Raw genomic sequence first — 17,205 nt, forward strand, 5'->3', positions numbered from 1 at the left:
GTTTATCAGTAATTAACTTGGCTTTATTCAGAGAAAAGCATTATGTATAAACACATTCTTGTTCCTGTTGATTTAAATGAGCACGGCTTCTGTGACAAAGCTGTTGAACATGCGGTTTGGCATGCTAAACAAAGCAACGCAAAAATCCATCTGCTCAATGTTCTGCCCGGTATTCACATGTCTATGGTTGCTACCTACTTCCCAAAAGAAGCAGCAAAGCAAATGAAAGAAGACGTGAAACAACAGCTGAAAAAATTTGCACAACAATACACCGCAGAAGGCGTTGAATTTGATGTTTACGTTGCCGAAGGTAAACCTTATAGCACCATTCTTGATTATGCTAAGAAAGTTGAAGCTGACTTGATTGTGATGCCAAGCCATAAACGTTCTCGTATCGACAAAGTGGTATTAGGTTCTGTCGCCAGCAAGGTTGTTGAGAACTCTCCAGTAAACGTCCTTGTTATCAAACCAAATGGTTGATTGGGTAGTTTGAAACACTTAACACATAGATAAAGGCGCTTAATGCGCCTTTATCTATTTTTTACTTATTAGTTTTTACCTATCACACTAATTTAAAAATCCGCCTAGCGATAATACGAATAATTATCAATAATAAGTTCAACAAAGAGATACAAGGTTGGACTAATTATGAAAAAGACTATCAGTTTTGCAGCATTACATTTCAGCATTGCCTTTACCGTTGCATACGTACTGACAGGCGACATCATTTTAGGCAGCCTGATTGCAATGCTAGAACCAATGGTTAATACCGTAGCGTTTTACTTCCATGAAAAAGCTTGGGATAAGTACACTCCACTACAACGTTATGCTCATAACCCAAGAATCAAAACCATGAGTTTTGCCGTGATTCACTACACAGTGGCTTTCAACGTGGCATACATGCTGACAGGCAGCTGGTTAATTGGTGGTGTTATGGCGTTGATTGAGCCTAGCTTTAATACTTGTGCTTACTACTTCCATGAGAAATTCTGGCAAAACAAATTCCACAATAATCACTGGCAATGTGCTCACTAACAGTGTCCACCTTTACAGAAAGTGGTAAACAAAAAGCCCCAGCTTCAAACTGGGGTTTTTTCGTCACTTCAATTAATTATTGCCTACAAGAAATAGGACACGCAGGAGTCTTTTGACAAACCCAACTTAAACATCTTGCTCTGACCATCCAACATAACACTTAATTCATAAAGATCTTTTGGATTGGGATTTGCTTTGTCGTAATACTTTGGGGCTTCAACCTGAAACAAAGCGCTGACATGATCACTGCGAATATCGATCGGTAACTGATACGTCATACCATCAAATTTGACTGCCGCTGAAACTAATCCCGGAGTGAAAGGTGTGAAATGTAAATTCACCATCAGCTCACACCCACCACCATGGTGCCAAATTTGTTCAGTAGTGACAGCGCCTAAACGTACATGACGAATAAACTGCAAATAAGGTTCACACCATATACCTATTCTGTCATCGTACTTTTCAACTTCTTCAGTTAACGAGCAGATATCCGGTTCCTGCTCATCCAAAAGCCAATCTTCATCTTGCTCTAGAAACAGAATCTCGAATCGGTTTCGTCCTAAATTTAGTTGTGACAGTACATCCTTGCGATAAACCTTCTGTGTACCATCGCAATCAAACAGCGCGACTCCGTTTAATCGAACTTCAGCGTGATAATCAATACCTTCAAGAACAAGATCGATGGCACCGAAATTGAGCATACTTTCATCCACTTCAATATCATGCATTAAATGCCACTCTTGCTGAGCAATATCCTCTTCAGACAAGCTTTGAGGTAAAACCGCGCTTAACGGAGAAGGAAAGGTAATATCGTCCTGTGGTATAGATAGATCAGTGAGCGGTGAAAGTTGCCATAATCCGGCGAGAGAAAGCTGCATAGTACTTCTTATTGATTGACTTAATTTGTTTTCGTTTTGTTATATAAACGTTTTCATCATTTAAACATAGCAGCCATAAAAAATACCAGCCTAAGCTGGTATTTGTTTTAAGACTTACTCTTCATCATCGTCTTCATCTTCGGCAGGATACAAGGCATCTTCACCTTCGTAGTAAGTACCCCAACCGTCATAAATGATGTCGTATTTTTCAGCCAGATTAACCAACTTCTCAACTTGAGCGTCGATCGTCTCTGGATCTAGAGTAGATTGCATTGTCGCATCAAAACACAGCAGTTTGCTGCCGTCTTCATCTTCTGCTTCTTCTGCTTCAAGAACTTCAAAGCCCATTTTGAAAGCTTCAACAGCCGCTTTTTCTAGCTTATCGAAATCTTCAGCGAAAAAGTGATGTTCAATTTCATACATCGCTTCAGGATCACTGCCATCTTCTAGCAATGCTTGAATGATTTCGCGAGTATCTTCCTTTTGAATTTCAAGGAAGTCTTCCACTGATAGATAATCATCTTGTTGAGACATAAAATGTGCTCCAGAGTGTACAAAAAGGGTAACAATTTAATTGCGCGCAATATCGCATGGATCGTTGTCAATTACCACCAGCAAGACGATCTTAAAACGATCTTTCTGGCAATAGACAACCTATTACGAATAAACCATGTATTGCGAATAAATAATAAAGCCTACAGAAAACTATAGGCTTTGATTTGAAATTTTCTATTTCAGTAGAAGCTGGTTATTCAGTACCACCGACCGTCAATGCATCCAGCTTAAGTGTTGGCTGACCAACACCGACAGGAACACTTTGACCAGCCTTACCACAGACACCAACACCACGGTCAATGCTCAAGTCATTACCGACCATTGAAACCTGCTGCATCGCTTCAATGCCAGAACCAATCAAGGTCGCGCCTTTAATTGGGCGAGTTACTTTACCGTTTTCGATCAAATAAGCTTCTGACGCAGAGAACACAAACTTACCGGAAGTGATATCAACCTGACCACCACCAAAGTTAGGTGCATACACGCCTTTCTTCACCGTTGAGATGATCTCTTCCGGAGTATGCTGCCCCGGTAGCATATAAGTGTTGGTCATACGTGGCATAGGCAGATGTGCGTAGGACTCACGACGACCGTTACCTGTTGGTGCAACTCCCATTAAGCGAGCATTGAGCTTATCCTGCATATAGCCTTTAAGAATGCCGTTTTCGATCAGAACATTGTATTGACCATTAACACCTTCATCGTCAACGTTCAATGAACCACGAAGATCTTTCAATGTACCGTCGTCAACAATAGTACAAAGATCAGAAGTCACTTTCTGCCCAACTTTACCTGAGAACACTGATGACTCTTTGCGGTTAAAGTCACCTTCTAAACCATGACCTACAGCTTCATGCAGCAGAACGCCCGGCCAACCAGAGCCCAATACCACTGGCATAGTGCCAGCAGGAGCAGCATCCGCATCTAAGTTCACCAGCGCCTGACGAATTGCTTCATCTGCGTAAGAGAAAACAATCTTCTGTCCATTTTCTTCATTGAGGAAGTAATCGTAAGTAAAACGGCCACCGCCACCAGCACTACCGCGTTCACGACGGTCGCCACGTTGAGCTAAAACACTGATAGACAAACGCACTAATGGGCGGATATCGCCAGCGTATGTACCATCCGTTGCAGCTACCAAAATTTGTTCATGTACACCGCTTAGACTCACTGATACTTCTTGAATCAATGGCTCTTTAGTACGAATGTAAGCATCAACCTGCTGTAATAGCTCAGTTTTTTTCTGCTTTTCCCAGCTCTCTAGCGGGTTTACTGCATCGTAGTAAGCTTGGTTGCTATTGCGTTTAAAAGCCTGTAGTGAGCCAGACTGACCAAGCTGCGCGATGCCACGAGCTGCAATCGCACTCTGTTGTAGTCCTTCTAACTGGATCTGATCTGAATAGGCGAAACCTGTTTTTTCGCCAGTGACAGCTCGAACACCCACACCACGGTCGATGTTGAATGAGCCATCTTTGATAATACTGTCTTCTAAAACTAATGATTCATGCCAGCTAGACTGGAAATAAATATCGGCATAATCAATCTGACGGGTTGCGATGCTCGACAGAGTATCTGCAATGTCCTGCTCGGTGAGCCCTGCCGGTTTTAGTAATGCTTCTTCAATGCGGTTAATACTCATGTTTAGCTCTTTTTCTCTATAACATTGATTATGGGAAATAAATTGATTATGAAAAAATAAATTGATTATGAAAGCGCGTGTGTGCGCTGATTGGCATAGCTCTACGCACACTTTCTATTTGTTCAAGTTCGATATCAGCAATCAAACTTGCAGCATCTTGGTCTAATGAGGCGATAACCTCACCCCATGGGTTAATCACCATTGAATGTCCCCAAGTTTCTCTTCCGCAAACATGATGTCCGCCCTGACCTACTGCGATCACCCAACACTGGTTTTCAATCGCACGCGCTCTTAACAGAACTTCCCAGTGAGCTTTACCCGTGACTGCGGTAAAAGCTGCGGGCACTACTAAAATCTGAGCGCCTAAACGACGTAACTCTGAATATAAATTCGGGAAACGTAGATCGTAGCAAATGGAAAGCCCCAACATACCAAATGGAGACTCAGTAACTACAATCTCATTACCTGGAGTAAAGGTCTCTGACTCTCGATAACGCTTGTGTCCGTCGGCAACATCAACATCAAACATATGCAGCTTATCATAGTGAGCGACGATATCACCTTGCGGATTAAACAGAACCGACGTTGTGGTCACTACTTTAGATGCTTCACTTAAAATAGGCATACTGCCGATAAGAATCCAAACATTTTCCGCTTGTGCCAAACGTGACATTCTCGCTTGAATTGGTCCATCACCCAATATTTCAGCATTGTGGTGGTAGTCCTCTCTTTTACCGAACACGACCGCATTTTCTGGGGTTATCACCCATTTAGCGCCCTGTTCAGCCAGTTGTGCAGTCTGCTGCTCAATATAAGTGAGATTCTCATCTACATCCGAACTGGATGTCATTTGAATTAAACCAATACGTTCCATGTAACGATTCCAACCTATGTTTTTATCAGACTATTTCGCGAGATCTCTGAGCTTTTTCGGCAGTTTAAATTCACCGCGACTACGAGAAAGTTCTTTTACAGTCGGTGAATCCATTGGTCCTTTCACCTCATAATTTACTTCTGTAAACACTTCAACCACTGGCGCAATCACTGTGGTAATCGCCAACACATATAAAGCCGTTTGTGGTGTTACAGCAAAGGCCGTTAACACCGGAATACCTGATGTAATGTCTGGCACAAAGTTCACTTCAGCATCTACGGTACGAGTGTTGAGATCGGCTAATCCTTTGATCGTCATATCACCAGCTATCGCGTCCATCTTTATATCATTGGTAACAAAGACGCCTTTATCAACCTCTCCGCTGCCCGTTATCGAATCAAATGCCATACCCTTATCAAATACGTCACTGAAATCGAGCTGCATTTTGCGAATGATGGAATCCAAACTGAATAAGCCTAAAAACTTAGCAGCACCGCTAACATCAGAAATGACGCCCTTGCCCAGTTCTGTTTTCACGTTGCCTTGTACTGTGCTGACTTTCATTGACCAAGGTGCACCGTCCCACTGCAAATCGCTCCACATGTTGAACGAGGCTTTCTGAATACCGGAGCTGATACCAAAACGCTCCATCAGATCACTGTTGTTTTCACCCTGAACATCAAACTTTAGCTTAGTGTGGCTGGTTGTGTCTGTTAGTGTCCAACCACCGCTCATATGAACTGTATTGGTACCACTGACCACATCAATCTTTTTCCACTCTAGCGTGTCTCCTCTACGTTGGAAGTCAACGTTCACCTTACCGACTTTATATCCTTGCAGCCAAAAATCTTGAATAACCAAAGTAAGATTAGGCATCAAGCGATGAAACTCTCGGTCAAAATCGGAAATCAGCGGATCCGATTGTTTGGTGTGTGAGGTCAACAAAGGCTTCGGCTTTTCTTCATCCAACGATGGAACGAATACATGCAGACGGTCAAATGATACTGAAAGGTCATAGGGCTCGATGTAATTAGCTTGCCCTTTCGCTTCTTGGCTATCTAAATTCAGCACCCAACCAAGCCCTTTTTGGCGCGCGTTAAAGTCCACATCGTGCCACTCAATACCAGCTAGCGTAAGCTCTTGAGTTTTTAAATCCACACGCTGCGGTAGCGGTATTTCTGGCGTATTCATTTTATCGAGACTCGACTTCCCAACTTTTGCTGCTGGTTGATCATTCATCACCGAAATCCAATCATCCAGATTAAAACGGTCAATACGAGCCTGCGCATGATGCCCCACTACCGGGCTGATTTTAAAACTACCCTGACCAAGTATCAGGTTGGTTGCCGTTAACACTGGTGTCTTCGGTCTGATATCTATTTCAGCCTGATACTTAGCCTTAGGAAGCTGCAGTCGTGCGGTAATCGATTCCTGATTACCGGAGGCCTGAAGAAGCGCTTTCCCTGCTTCTTTCGTTTGTTTTGCTAGCGGATACGGATAGTCACTCGATACCATTTTCAGATCAGCACTGCTATCTATCTGATAGGTAAAACCAACATCGTTCAGCTGTAAAGCAACACTGGTTTGCCACGGAGCATGACCTTTCAGACGTTTAAGCCAGCGTTCACCGACGTAGGGAACAAGAGGCTTCACATCCCAATCACCAATAACATCGATGTTAACTGCATAGCCTTGCGGTATACTTTCCCCTTGGAAATCAAACGAAATTGGCTGTTTAAGCAGTTTCGAGGATAGCCCCGCCGCTGTGATGACATCATTGTCAAAGTTGATTCGACCTGAAACTGAATCCAATACCATTGGGGGAGCTTCGATATCCACGTGGTTTTTCGATAGATCAGCCCAGCCCCAGGCGCGAGGTTCTTTGTCTCTGGTAAATGGAATATTTAACTGGAACTCAGAAGTCACTTCGCCGCTGACCTGAACAGCGTTTAACGCCGCACCAACGGAATCAACAAGCGGAGTTGCCGTCATGTACGCCCTTACAGCATTACCTTCCGCTACTGCGTTGGCTTCAATTTCTATATGACCATCCGGCGCTAAGCTTGGAATGCGTCCTGTAATACGCTTCGCAGTCACATCCATTAACGTGGCAGCGTTTGAATCCAAGTACATGGCTTCATTTTCAAACAGTAAATCTAACTGCAAATTCGTGATTGTTGGCCAAGCAGTATCGAAACTGAACTTACCCTCTTTTAATCCAACCCACGCTTGGAATACACCATCGTGGTTGTGGTAAGGGAAAGCCCCTAAATCGCCATACCAAATCAGTTTGGCAGTCTCAACGCGGCCACCTTGAATCGCTGTAGATAAATAATCAGTCAGATCTTCACCTAGGGCGAGAGTCGGCAAATAACGCCACGTTTCACCCGCGTTGTATGCATCCGCTTCTAAATAGAAGGATAGGAACGGACTTTTCTCATGGGGAAAGTCCAGTCGAAATGCACCCAAAGCCTGCAAGTCAGGTGTAGCAACCGAGACTTTATCAGACCATAGTGACCAACCATCGCTGTCTTTTTGCCAAACTAAATTCGCGTCGCCGTAACGGATATTTAATGGCGCTTGAAATACATCGCCATAAGGCAAGGTATCATCAATCAACGAGGCATGAATTTTGGCAATATCTGCAGACCCTGTGATCTTCGCTTGAAGCTGATGAACTTCAGGCAATAACTCCCACTGCGCGATTCGTCCTTCCGTTAACTGAGCTGAATATCGAAGAGAATCAATGCTCTGTCCCATAGAAACACGAACATCTTCCAATAGGCCACCCGGTTTGAGGTTATCAATCAACTTTGTCGATTGCTGAGAATCCGGCATCAAACCGACGACAGGCAACAATGTTTCGATATCTAATTGTGAAAGGTTTAATGTCCAGCCTTCCGGTTGCCAATCTAAAGCGACATCAAGATCAGGCCACGCTGTATCATTCGTACGTAACTGAAGTGAGTGAGCATTAACTTGCCACCCTTTACCCGCAGGAATGAGTTTCACAATACCCGATTCAAGAAGCAGCTCGTTAGTTTGCCCTTCTTCACCCCAAATAAGTTCAGAAGGTTTAAGTTCAACATAACCATCAACGGGCTGATTGTGATCGAGCGTCATCCATGCATTGAAGCTCACTCTGCCACGTTCAATGCCTGTTTCTTCTTTCAAATAGCGAGTAAGCCAAGGAGTAACGCGTAAGCTGTCTGCACTTGCGTAAAAGTTGCCAGAGATATCCCTAAGTGAACCATGATCTTCAAAGTCAGCACTCACTAACAATGAGTTAATATTAGTATCAACTAAGCTCACTTCACCTTCAGCAAAATGGTGAGAACCATTGTTACGCCAACGAAGTTTTTCGATGTCCAACTGACGAACTTCACCCGCTATCGTCTGATATAAAATGGTCGAATCAAGCAAGGAGAAGTTATCTAATTGACGTAAAAATAGGTCATCCAGACGTTGAACAGCCTGACTCTGACTGCTTTCGCTTTCAGTTTCAGAAGAGCTGGTGTTATTTAGGTTGTTCCAATTGATAGAACTGATATCGAGCTTCATACCATGAATACTCATGTCAGCAATCACTGGTTTACGGTTCAGTAACGACTGAAGTAAATCAAATTCGATATCAATTTGCTGAGTAGATATATGAACGCGACTGCTGGCTGGAAGCTCTGCACGCACAGCTTTAAGCGCCAAAGATGGGTGCGTGTTTTTCCAGAAACCACGCACATCGGTAATTTTAAGTTGGATATTGGATTGTTCCGTCGCCCAGCGCTCTATCTCACCTTGATAGCGATTCATTTCAGGCAGTAGCACCCGCAATGCAGTTACCGCAATAGCCAATAAAACCAATAGGCTAACGAGCAGCCATAAAACAAATCGCCCAAGGCGGGTAAAGGTTGAGATCACTCAATATCCTTTTACATCATCACAACATCAAATTGTTCTTGGATATACAGAGGTTCAGCTTGAATACGAACTTCCTTACCAATAAACAGCTCTAACTCTGCAAGCGCATGAGACTCTTCTCCTTGCAAAGTGTCTGCCACTGCAGGAGATGCGTAGACCACAAACTTGTCAGAATCGTAAGCACGGTTAACACGTGTAATTTCACGCAGAATTTCAAAGCAAACCGTTTCAACGGTTTTCACAGCTCCGCGCCCTTCACAAGTTGGACAAGTTGAACATAGAACATGTTCAATACTTTCTCGTGTCCGCTTACGAGTCATTTCAACCAAGCCCAACTGGGTAAAACCATTGATGTTGGTTTTCACTCGGTCTTTACTCAGAGCGGCGTCCAACGAGGCGAGTACTCGCTTACGGTGATCATCAGAAGCCATATCGATAAAGTCGATAATGATAATCCCGCCCAAATTGCGTAGACGAAGTTGACGAGCAATCGCTTGTGTTGCTTCGATATTGGTATTGAAGATGGTCTCTTCGAGATTACGACGCCCAACAAAAGCACCAGTGTTGATATCAACCGTAGTCATCGCTTCCGTTTGGTCAATAATCAGATAACCGCCGGATTTAAGCTCAACTTTACGCTCCAAAGAACGTTGAATTTCGTTCTCGGTGTCATACATATCGAAGATAGGTTTATCACCTTCGTAAAGCTCAAGTTTGTCGGTTAGCTCAGGAACGAATTCCGAGGTGAACTCTTTGAGGTTTTCGAATTCTAGGCGAGAATCGACTAGAATGCTGGTCAGTTCGGTACCAACGAAATCACGGATAATACGCTGTGATAAACCGGGTTCGCCATAAAGGGTCGAGCGGGTTTTGTATTTTGAACGGCGCTCCATGACCTTAACCCAGAGACGCTTTAAGAAAGCTGCGTCTTGCGCCAACTCTTTCTCGTCCGCGCCTTCCGCTGCCGTACGGATAATGAAGCCACCATGCTCATCGCAATATTGCGCCACCACTGCTTTAAGGCGGTTGCGTTCAGCTTCACTTTCAATACGTTGAGAGACGCCCACATGCGCAGACCCTGGCATGTAAACTAAATAGCGCGAAGGCAAGGTGATATCTGTAGTTAAACGAGCACCTTTGGTACCCAATGGATCTTTAACGACTTGCACAACAATATCCTGACCTTGGCGAACCAACTCAGAAATGTCACGAACTTGGAATTGTTGTTTTTCATTTTCTGCCACACATTCTGTGTGAGGAACGATATCTGAAGCGTGTAAGAAAGCTGCTTTGTCTAAGCCAATATCCACAAAAGCGGCTTGCATACCAGGTAAAACTCGACTCACTTTACCCTTATAGATGTTTCCGACAATGCCCCTTTTTGCTTCACGTTCGATATGGATCTCTTGAAGGACGCCGCCTTCAATCATTGCCACCCGAGTTTCACTCGGGGTGACATTCAAGATCAACTCTGCACTCATGAGCGCACCTCAATGTTTAAAATAATAAGAATTCGTGCAAGAGCTGGTCAGTTTCATAGAGTGGTAATCCCACCACTGCGTGGTAGCTACCTTCAATCCTAGTTACAAATCGCCCACCCAATCCTTGAATGCCATAACTGCCAGCTTTATCGCAAGGTTCACCGCTTTGCCAATATTGTTCTATTTCTTGCTCTGACAAGGGTTTGAACCATACGTCTGTGGTTACTACCACAGTATGATATTTTTCTTCTGCTGCGACCGTCACGGCCGTCATTACTTGATGTCGAGATCCTGATAGATACTCGAGCATCTCTTTGGCGTGAGAAAAGTCTTGTGGCTTTTCTAAAACGCGATCATCTTGAACGACTATCGTATCCGAGCCTAAAACCACATAGTCTTGCTCTTCATCATCGTGCTTAGCCGTGTTTTCCTTTGCTAGTTCTAAACCAGCTAAAGCTTTATCGCGAGATAAACGCTCTACATATTGGACAGGAGACTCACTGTCTAAACGCTTCTCTTCGACATTAGGAACTAACACATCAAAGTGATAGCCCAATTGTGCGAGAAGCTCACGGCGTCTAGGCGAACCTGACGCCAGAATTAATTTTTGTTTGCTCATTCTATTTTATGTGCCAGTGGCGTCGAACGCGGCGTAGCAATAAAAACATCCATGGCCAAAGTATACAGCTAATTAAACCACTCCAGAGAGATAATGGGTTAAATGTGACATCTTGAATGAGATATTCACCAAAGAATATCAGCACCTCTAGAGCCATAGCGAGTAGACCAACGACGAAAGCTTGCTGCCAAAGCGCCATATTGCGCATAACGAGAAAGTTCATGGCGACAATGTAGATCACTATCGACATCATCATGCCTCGAATGCCGAGAGTCGAGCCTAAAAGCAAATCCCACAGTAACCCTAGAACAAGAGCTGAACCTACGTTTACACGATGCGGCAATGCCAATACCCAGTAGCAAGTCACCAATAAGACCCATGATGGTCTCAATAGATCAAGCGTACCCGGCCAAGGTATAGTCTGAAAAATTAAGGCACACAGGAAAGAGCCCCAAATAACAAATCGGCCTCCCCAATCACTACTGCCCATCGGTTGTACCCTCTTCTATATCTTCTGGGTTTGCTAGTAACACTTTTTGCTGACGGTCTTCATTCGGCCAAATCAAGAGCAGATAACGTAATCGATCAAAATCGACCACTGGCTTAGCTTTGATGGAGGCAAATTCGCGGCGAGTGTCTTTATCCACGTCTGTAATATAAGCCACTGGGTAACCTTCAGGATACACGCCACCCAAACCGGACGTTACTAGCATGTCACCGACATCAATATCGGTACTGGTTGGAATGTGCTCTAGCTGAATTTCATCACTTTGCCCGTTACCAGAAGCAATCACACGAATATCGTTGCGGATGTTCTGTACTGGAATGGCGTTATTCGGGTCAATCAGCAGTAATACTCGGCTATTGTGCGCAGCAACGAATGTCACCTGACCGACAATACCTTTTTCATTGATCACTGGCTGACCTTCATAAACACCGTCAGTTCTGCCTTTATCAATCACCACTTGATGGCGGTATGGTGATGTATCCACAGCCATTACTTCTGTAACAACTTTCTTCTCATCACGGACAAATTCAGAACCTAAAAGCTTACGTAAGCGTTGGTTTTCTTCACGATATTGATCAAGCAGAGTGAGATCGCTTTTTAGCGTCATCACTTCACGTTTGAGACTTTGATTCGAACTCATGAGTTGGTCACGAGTGCTAAACAAGGAATAAAAATCGTTGAACATGGTACGCGGCAAGTCCGCAGCGTACTGAATAGGCGCCACTAAGCTATTGAGCAAATAACGTACATTTGCGAATGCTCCTAAACGACTATCAGCCAGCATTAGGCTGGCTGATAACATGACCGCGAAGAACAGTCGTTGTTGGAGAGATGGTCCTCGACCAAATATTGGCTTCATCTTATAACAATCCTAGATTTGTATAAGGCACCTCATAACAAGGTGCCTGACAAGCCATTACTCATCGCTGAACAGATCACCGCCATGCATATCGATCATTTCTAGAGCTTTACCGCCGCCACGAGCCACACATGTTAGTGGTTCTTCAGCGATAACAACTGGAATGCCGGTTTCTTCAGTTAATAGACGATCAAGATCTTTGAGTAGTGCACCACCACCAGTCAGAACCATACCGTTTTCAGAAATATCAGAAGCCAGCTCTGGTGGACATTGCTCAAGCGCAACCATCACAGCAGAAACGATACCTGTTAGCGGCTCTTGCAGCGCTTCTAAAATTTCATTTGAGTTTAGAGTAAAGCTACGTGGAACACCTTCAGCTAAGTTACGACCACGAACTTCAATTTCCATCACTTCATCGCCTGGGTAAGCAGAACCGATTTCGTGTTTAATTTTCTCAGCGGTTGCTTCACCGATTAAGCTACCGTAGTTACGACGAACGTAGTTGATGATCGCTTCATCGAAACGGTCACCACCGATACGTACAGAAGAAGAGTAAACAACGCCGTTCAAAGAGATAACTGCAACTTCCGTTGTACCACCACCGATATCGACCACCATTGAACCAGTAGGCTCAGATACACGCAGACCCGCACCGATTGCTGCTGCCATTGGTTCGTCGATTAGGTGAACTTCACGCGCACCCGCACCTAGTGCAGATTCACGAATTGCACGACGCTCAACTTGAGTTGAACCACAAGGAACACAAACTAGTACGCGTGGACTTGGTTTAAGGAAGCTGTTGTCATGAACTTGACGAATAAAGTGCTGAAGCATTTTTTCAGTCACGTAGAAGTCAGCAATAACACCATCTTTCATTGGACGAATTGCAGAGATGTTGCCCGGCGTACGACCTAACATTTGTTTAGCTGCATGACCGACAGCCGCTACAGTTTTGCCACCACGACCTTTATCTTGGCGAATAGCAACTACAGATGGTTCATCAAGGACAATGCCTTGACCTTTAACATAAATAAGAGTGTTGGCAGTACCTAAGTCAATTGATAGGTCGTTTGAAAACATGCCACGAAGTTTTTTGAACATATTCTTCGTTCATCCTGCAAGAATTGAAGATAAAAATTGCACTAAATGTACCAATGCCTTGCCGTCACAGCAAGGCATTGACGCATAAACATGGACTCAAACACGCAATTTCTAACATATTCCTAACTTAGGTTAAGAAAAATCGCTTGCTATTGTCCCGTTAGCCCACTTTCACCTCGGAAAATAATACGATCGTTGCCACGATAGACACCAAACGTTACAACAGCGGATGGATCTTCATCGCCCAGATCTCGCCAGTTGTATTGTAACCAAGGTTGATTTGTATAACTTGTACCACAGCTTACATTCATTTCTGATAATTGTGGTGATGTATTTGACATTCTTAACCAAAAACGAATTTGTTCTCTTAAAGAACTGGCGTCCACGCTTGAATGTGGTTTCGCAGAGAGCTGATTACTCACCCCATCAGCAACAGCGACTTCAGAATCTGCACCTTGAAGTGACGCGTCTGAAGCTGAACCAGAGCTTGACCAAACCGTTTGCTGGCAAACATATCCGCCGAGTGAAACGAACTTCGATCCCGAATCGTCATCATTGGTAATAAACCTCGTGCCATTCCAGTATTCGGTTCGCAAAGGTATTTGAATCGTACTTGTTGATGTACCGCCTACATCTGATAACACCATTCGTCCATAACGAATATCTGGCTGAATTGAAAAGGGTTTGCCAGTATCTAAGGTGATACCAGAACTGATGAGTTCAAGGTTGGTCCCTTCGGATGTGTTGAAGTCAACACCATCGACTTTGACCCCAGAAGCGTTGGCTGTCACACGAAGGCCGAAACCCTCTTCGTATGGACCATCAGCACTGGTAATCACTGGGCTAGCACTGGTTTCTAGTTTATTAAACTGAAATGCTGCATCACTGACTTGCAACTGAGCACCAGACCATTTACTGCTGCCATCCCAAAAATGCAGATCATAATCTTCAACACGAGTGCTAAATTCACTATTGTTATCAGAAGTATCAACCGCAAGAAGCTTCACATCCGCAATCAGGCTCGAACTAAAGCTACTGTAGTTCGTTGTTGAACCACCCTGCATATTTTGCGCTTCTACAACGAAATCATACGTAATGGGCTGACTCATATACATAAAATCATCGTGACTTGATGCGTAATCCCAATCATTACTGATGAGCGACAGCCATGCTGGGTAGAATCGACCAATGTCTCGATATCCTTGATTGACGTTCATACCCCAATAGCTCGCTTGCGTATCAGCATTAACACGCAATACGCCGACTTCGCTCCATGCTAATCCGCTAAATGGTAAGTAGCTATTACTGACGCCTTCGCTATTGCTATGCGCGAGTGTTCCTGACAAAGCGCCATCCGCACCGCCACTTGGTTGGGCAACAGCATGAGTCAGTTCAACAGTGGAAATCAACTCACTATCTGCAATGAAAAAGTTTTGAGTCACCGGAGAATTGCAGTAACTCGAAGTCTCAATGGCTTCACTACCACTAACGGGATCGCTGTCACTGCCAGTCGAAACCCAACGCAGTGGCAGCACATTTAGCGCAAACGCATTACCCGCTGAGGTAAACCCTGTGCTCGAAGCATCGGTGATATTACCGTCCATAGCGGCATTATTTGCTGAGCAAATTGCGAATGTCCAAGGACGAGAATAAACCGTGAACTGCCCTTTTAATGTTCCACCTTCGATAGGGCAGCTGTCACCGGAGCAGCTGAAGTTGTCATCAGTCATCGTCACTAGATACTCACCGGATTCTTCCAAGGTAAGATCGGAGGTCGATTGACCATCATTAAATACAGGTGTGTAACTTAAACTCCCTATACCTGACGATGGTGTAACCCAAGAAGACTGAATCGTTGGAGAGCCGCTATAGCCCAGATCCACAACACCGCCTTCATCATTACATGCCTGAGCTGACGCTGTGACTTCAATCGGTTTATTGGCAATAACGTACTGTGGGTTAACGCTCAACTTGTAAGGGACAAATTCATAACTACCACTCACGGTGTTGTTCGCCTCGTCACCGTCTATGTACGCGACAATCGGTATGCTTTTACTTGTTGTCGTACTAAGAAGCACAGGTAAATTGAAGCTACCATTCGTTACTGAATATGAGGTTGTCACACCATCTACCGTAACAACAACAGTGCCCGTAAAATCTGTCGCTAGCACACCATCTGAGAAAACCGATAGCTCAGGCTCCAATGTCTGACACACAAGCGCAATATCAGATTTAGGCTGTAGTATCAGATTGTAACTTTTGTCTGTATCAGTCTCGTTCCAACATTCAGGGTCAGCGGAGTCACGAGTAACCGTAACGTTGCCAACCACGTTTAAAGTATGGGCCGTGATAGAACCCTTTATCGATATACCGACGTCGAAGTTCATGGATTTCGCTAGCAAATACGCTTCGAGAACTCCGCTTGCCTTTATGTGATAGTTTGCAGCTGGCCCATAAAATAGTGGCTTTTGGTAAGTTGAAGAACCATTCGATGGCGAGATTGGAATGAAACGAATAACACCTGTAGTCAGGTCACTGGTGCTATCATCTCCGTCTCCGGCGATACTGATAACAGCATCACTTCCTAAGTAAACCTGAGTGTCCCCCCACTCGCCGATAGAAGCTGTTCCTAATAGCAAAGCGTCATCTTCACCAAAATAGACGGCGGTATTACCATTGACTGAAAAGGTTTCTATTTTTAGACCAGGAGACAGACGTACGTTTAGTTTTTTGTCACTTCGAACATTCTCAATCTTCAGCGATTTCAAGTTTTTCAGTATGGTTAATTCAAAATAACTTCCAGACGTACTGTATGAACACAATCCATTGCTATTACAGAAAGAACTAAAGTCGCTAGCGCTATCGTTAACTTGAATATACAACTCATCGACAGAATCAAACGAAACGTTTAATGGCTCTGGTGGCTCTGCTTTTCTGTCTTCAAACAGCCCATCGTCAATATCGTAATCCGCACCTTCAAACGTTACATGCAGAGATTTCGTACCACAGCCGTAGCCCTGACAATTGGCAACATAGGTATTGCTGTTTTGGGTGGTATCAAAGCCAATCCGCAACGCTTGTCGAAATTCGGCTCCCCACCATGGCTGGTAGCGGAACACATTCTGAGCATCATTAACATAATTGTCAGACCAACCTACAATATTCTCAGTGGCGTTGTTTGCGGTAAATGAACTAGGACCATAACCAGAATATACCGTCCCGTCGGTTTTCCAACTCTGAACCGCTTGCGGGAAATATTCACATTGATCGAAAGTAGGTGGGATGTAATCCTCAATATCTTCTGGTTCTACGGCTTCACAAGTTAGATCCGAGCCATCTGCTGTCTGAACCGTAACATTACCTGGCTTCATCTCCATCGCCATGGAGTCGATAAGCGCCCAACTGTTTACATTTGAATCCAAATTTTTTCGGTAATAACGGCTAGGAATTGAGCCTGTAGCTTCGTTGAGAATTCTCACTCTATAGCGAGTATTTTGCTGCAGAGTATGATCATTAAAAAAATATCGGCTATCGGATACATGCTGTTCCGTGTACCACAACGTTTTTAGCAGATTGTTACCTGTTTCTTGAAAAGTCGCCGACTGAAAGACTCCAGGGCTACCTACAACTGTGAATTCAATAACAGCAAACTTTTGACCTTTGAACGTACATGTTTCAGCAAAAGCACTTTGTATAAAAAACAAAAGTAACAGTGGCAGACAACGAAATAACTTAGCCATG

At 44.1% G+C, this 17,205-nt stretch carries 13 protein-coding genes; 2 read left to right on the forward strand and 11 right to left on the reverse strand.

All coding sequences use genetic code 11. The features are described from left to right. Positions 1-42: 42 nt before the first annotated feature. Positions 43-480 carry a universal stress protein gene (locus ACOSVQ_RS16390; RefSeq protein WP_491983557.1) on the forward strand — a complete coding sequence of 146 codons (438 nt, stop codon included), beginning with the start codon at positions 43-45 and terminating at the stop codon, positions 478-480. A 168-nt stretch (positions 481-648) separates the two neighbouring features. Then, entirely contained in the window at positions 649-1,035 is a 387-nt protein-coding gene (locus tag ACOSVQ_RS16395; protein ID WP_491983558.1) for a DUF2061 domain-containing protein, read from the forward strand. Positions 1,036-1,118: 83 nt separating this feature from the next. Here ACOSVQ_RS16395 and ACOSVQ_RS16400 read toward each other — a convergent pair whose 3' ends face one another. The 11 genes from ACOSVQ_RS16400 to ACOSVQ_RS16450 form a co-directional block, all read right to left on the reverse strand. Continuing rightward, on the reverse strand, positions 1,119-1,913 hold the full coding sequence (locus ACOSVQ_RS16400; RefSeq protein WP_491983559.1) for a glycosyl hydrolase 2 galactose-binding domain-containing protein: 795 nt from the start codon (positions 1,911-1,913) through the stop codon (positions 1,119-1,121). Between the two features lie 114 nt (positions 1,914-2,027). Next, entirely contained in the window at positions 2,028-2,447 is a 420-nt protein-coding gene (gene rraB / locus ACOSVQ_RS16405; RefSeq protein WP_491983560.1) for a ribonuclease E inhibitor RraB, read from the reverse strand. A gap of 214 nt (positions 2,448-2,661) precedes the next feature. After that, entirely contained in the window at positions 2,662-4,107 is a 1,446-nt protein-coding gene (gene tldD, locus ACOSVQ_RS16410) for a metalloprotease TldD (protein WP_491983561.1), read from the reverse strand. A gap of 46 nt (positions 4,108-4,153) precedes the next feature. After that, the gene (locus ACOSVQ_RS16415) at positions 4,154-4,981 is read right to left on the reverse strand and encodes a carbon-nitrogen hydrolase family protein (protein WP_491983562.1); all 828 of its coding nucleotides are present in this window, start codon (positions 4,979-4,981) and stop codon (positions 4,154-4,156) included. 30 nt (positions 4,982-5,011) lie between these two features. Beyond that, positions 5,012-8,896, reverse strand: a complete 3,885-nt coding sequence (locus ACOSVQ_RS16420; RefSeq protein ID WP_491983563.1) for a YhdP family protein — start codon at positions 8,894-8,896, stop codon at positions 5,012-5,014. An 11-nt stretch (positions 8,897-8,907) separates the two neighbouring features. Further along, positions 8,908-10,377, reverse strand: a complete 1,470-nt coding sequence (gene rng / locus ACOSVQ_RS16425) for a ribonuclease G (RefSeq protein WP_491983564.1) — start codon at positions 10,375-10,377, stop codon at positions 8,908-8,910. A 16-nt stretch (positions 10,378-10,393) separates the two neighbouring features. Beyond that, positions 10,394-10,996 (reverse strand): Maf family protein, encoded by a 603-nt coding sequence (locus tag ACOSVQ_RS16430; protein WP_491983565.1) that lies wholly within the window; start codon positions 10,994-10,996, stop codon positions 10,394-10,396. 1 nt (position 10,997) lies between these two features. Further along, on the reverse strand, positions 10,998-11,486 hold the full coding sequence (mreD, locus tag ACOSVQ_RS16435) for a rod shape-determining protein MreD (protein WP_491983566.1): 489 nt from the start codon (positions 11,484-11,486) through the stop codon (positions 10,998-11,000). Continuing rightward, the gene (gene mreC, locus ACOSVQ_RS16440) at positions 11,476-12,363 is read right to left on the reverse strand and encodes a rod shape-determining protein MreC (RefSeq protein WP_491983567.1); all 888 of its coding nucleotides are present in this window, start codon (positions 12,361-12,363) and stop codon (positions 11,476-11,478) included. Before mreC ends, mreD begins: the two co-directional genes overlap by 11 nt. A 57-nt stretch (positions 12,364-12,420) precedes the next feature. Beyond that, positions 12,421-13,464: a rod shape-determining protein gene (locus tag ACOSVQ_RS16445; protein WP_042489310.1), complete on the reverse strand. Its 1,044-nt coding sequence runs from the start codon at positions 13,462-13,464 to the stop codon at positions 12,421-12,423. A gap of 149 nt (positions 13,465-13,613) precedes the next feature. After that, positions 13,614-17,204 (reverse strand): hypothetical protein, encoded by a 3,591-nt coding sequence (locus ACOSVQ_RS16450; protein ID WP_491983568.1) that lies wholly within the window; start codon positions 17,202-17,204, stop codon positions 13,614-13,616. Between the last annotated feature and the right edge of the window lies 1 nt (position 17,205).

This window comes from Vibrio sp. HM8-C, from assembly GCF_058630515.1.

Bases quoted from the DNA above. Each gene is read 5' to 3' on its own strand.
- ACOSVQ_RS16400 (WP_491983559.1), bottom strand. From the start codon at position 1,913: ATGCAGCTTTCTCTCGCCGGATTATGGCAACTTTCACCGCTCACTGAT.
- rraB (WP_491983560.1), bottom strand. From the start codon at position 2,447: ATGTCTCAACAAGATGATTATCTATCAGTGGAAGACTTCCTTGAAATT.
- mreD (WP_491983566.1), bottom strand. From the start codon at position 11,486: ATGGGCAGTAGTGATTGGGGAGGCCGATTTGTTATTTGGGGCTCTTTC.
- ACOSVQ_RS16390 (WP_491983557.1), top strand. From the start codon at position 43: ATGTATAAACACATTCTTGTTCCTGTTGATTTAAATGAGCACGGCTTC.
- tldD (WP_491983561.1), bottom strand. From the start codon at position 4,107: ATGAGTATTAACCGCATTGAAGAAGCATTACTAAAACCGGCAGGGCTC.
- ACOSVQ_RS16395 (WP_491983558.1), top strand. From the start codon at position 649: ATGAAAAAGACTATCAGTTTTGCAGCATTACATTTCAGCATTGCCTTT.
- ACOSVQ_RS16430 (WP_491983565.1), bottom strand. From the start codon at position 10,996: ATGAGCAAACAAAAATTAATTCTGGCGTCAGGTTCGCCTAGACGCCGT.
- mreC (WP_491983567.1), bottom strand. From the start codon at position 12,363: ATGAAGCCAATATTTGGTCGAGGACCATCTCTCCAACAACGACTGTTC.
- rng (WP_491983564.1), bottom strand. From the start codon at position 10,377: ATGAGTGCAGAGTTGATCTTGAATGTCACCCCGAGTGAAACTCGGGTG.
- ACOSVQ_RS16450 (WP_491983568.1), bottom strand. From the start codon at position 17,204: ATGGCTAAGTTATTTCGTTGTCTGCCACTGTTACTTTTGTTTTTTATA.
- ACOSVQ_RS16445 (WP_042489310.1), bottom strand. From the start codon at position 13,464: ATGTTCAAAAAACTTCGTGGCATGTTTTCAAACGACCTATCAATTGAC.
- ACOSVQ_RS16415 (WP_491983562.1), bottom strand. From the start codon at position 4,981: ATGGAACGTATTGGTTTAATTCAAATGACATCCAGTTCGGATGTAGAT.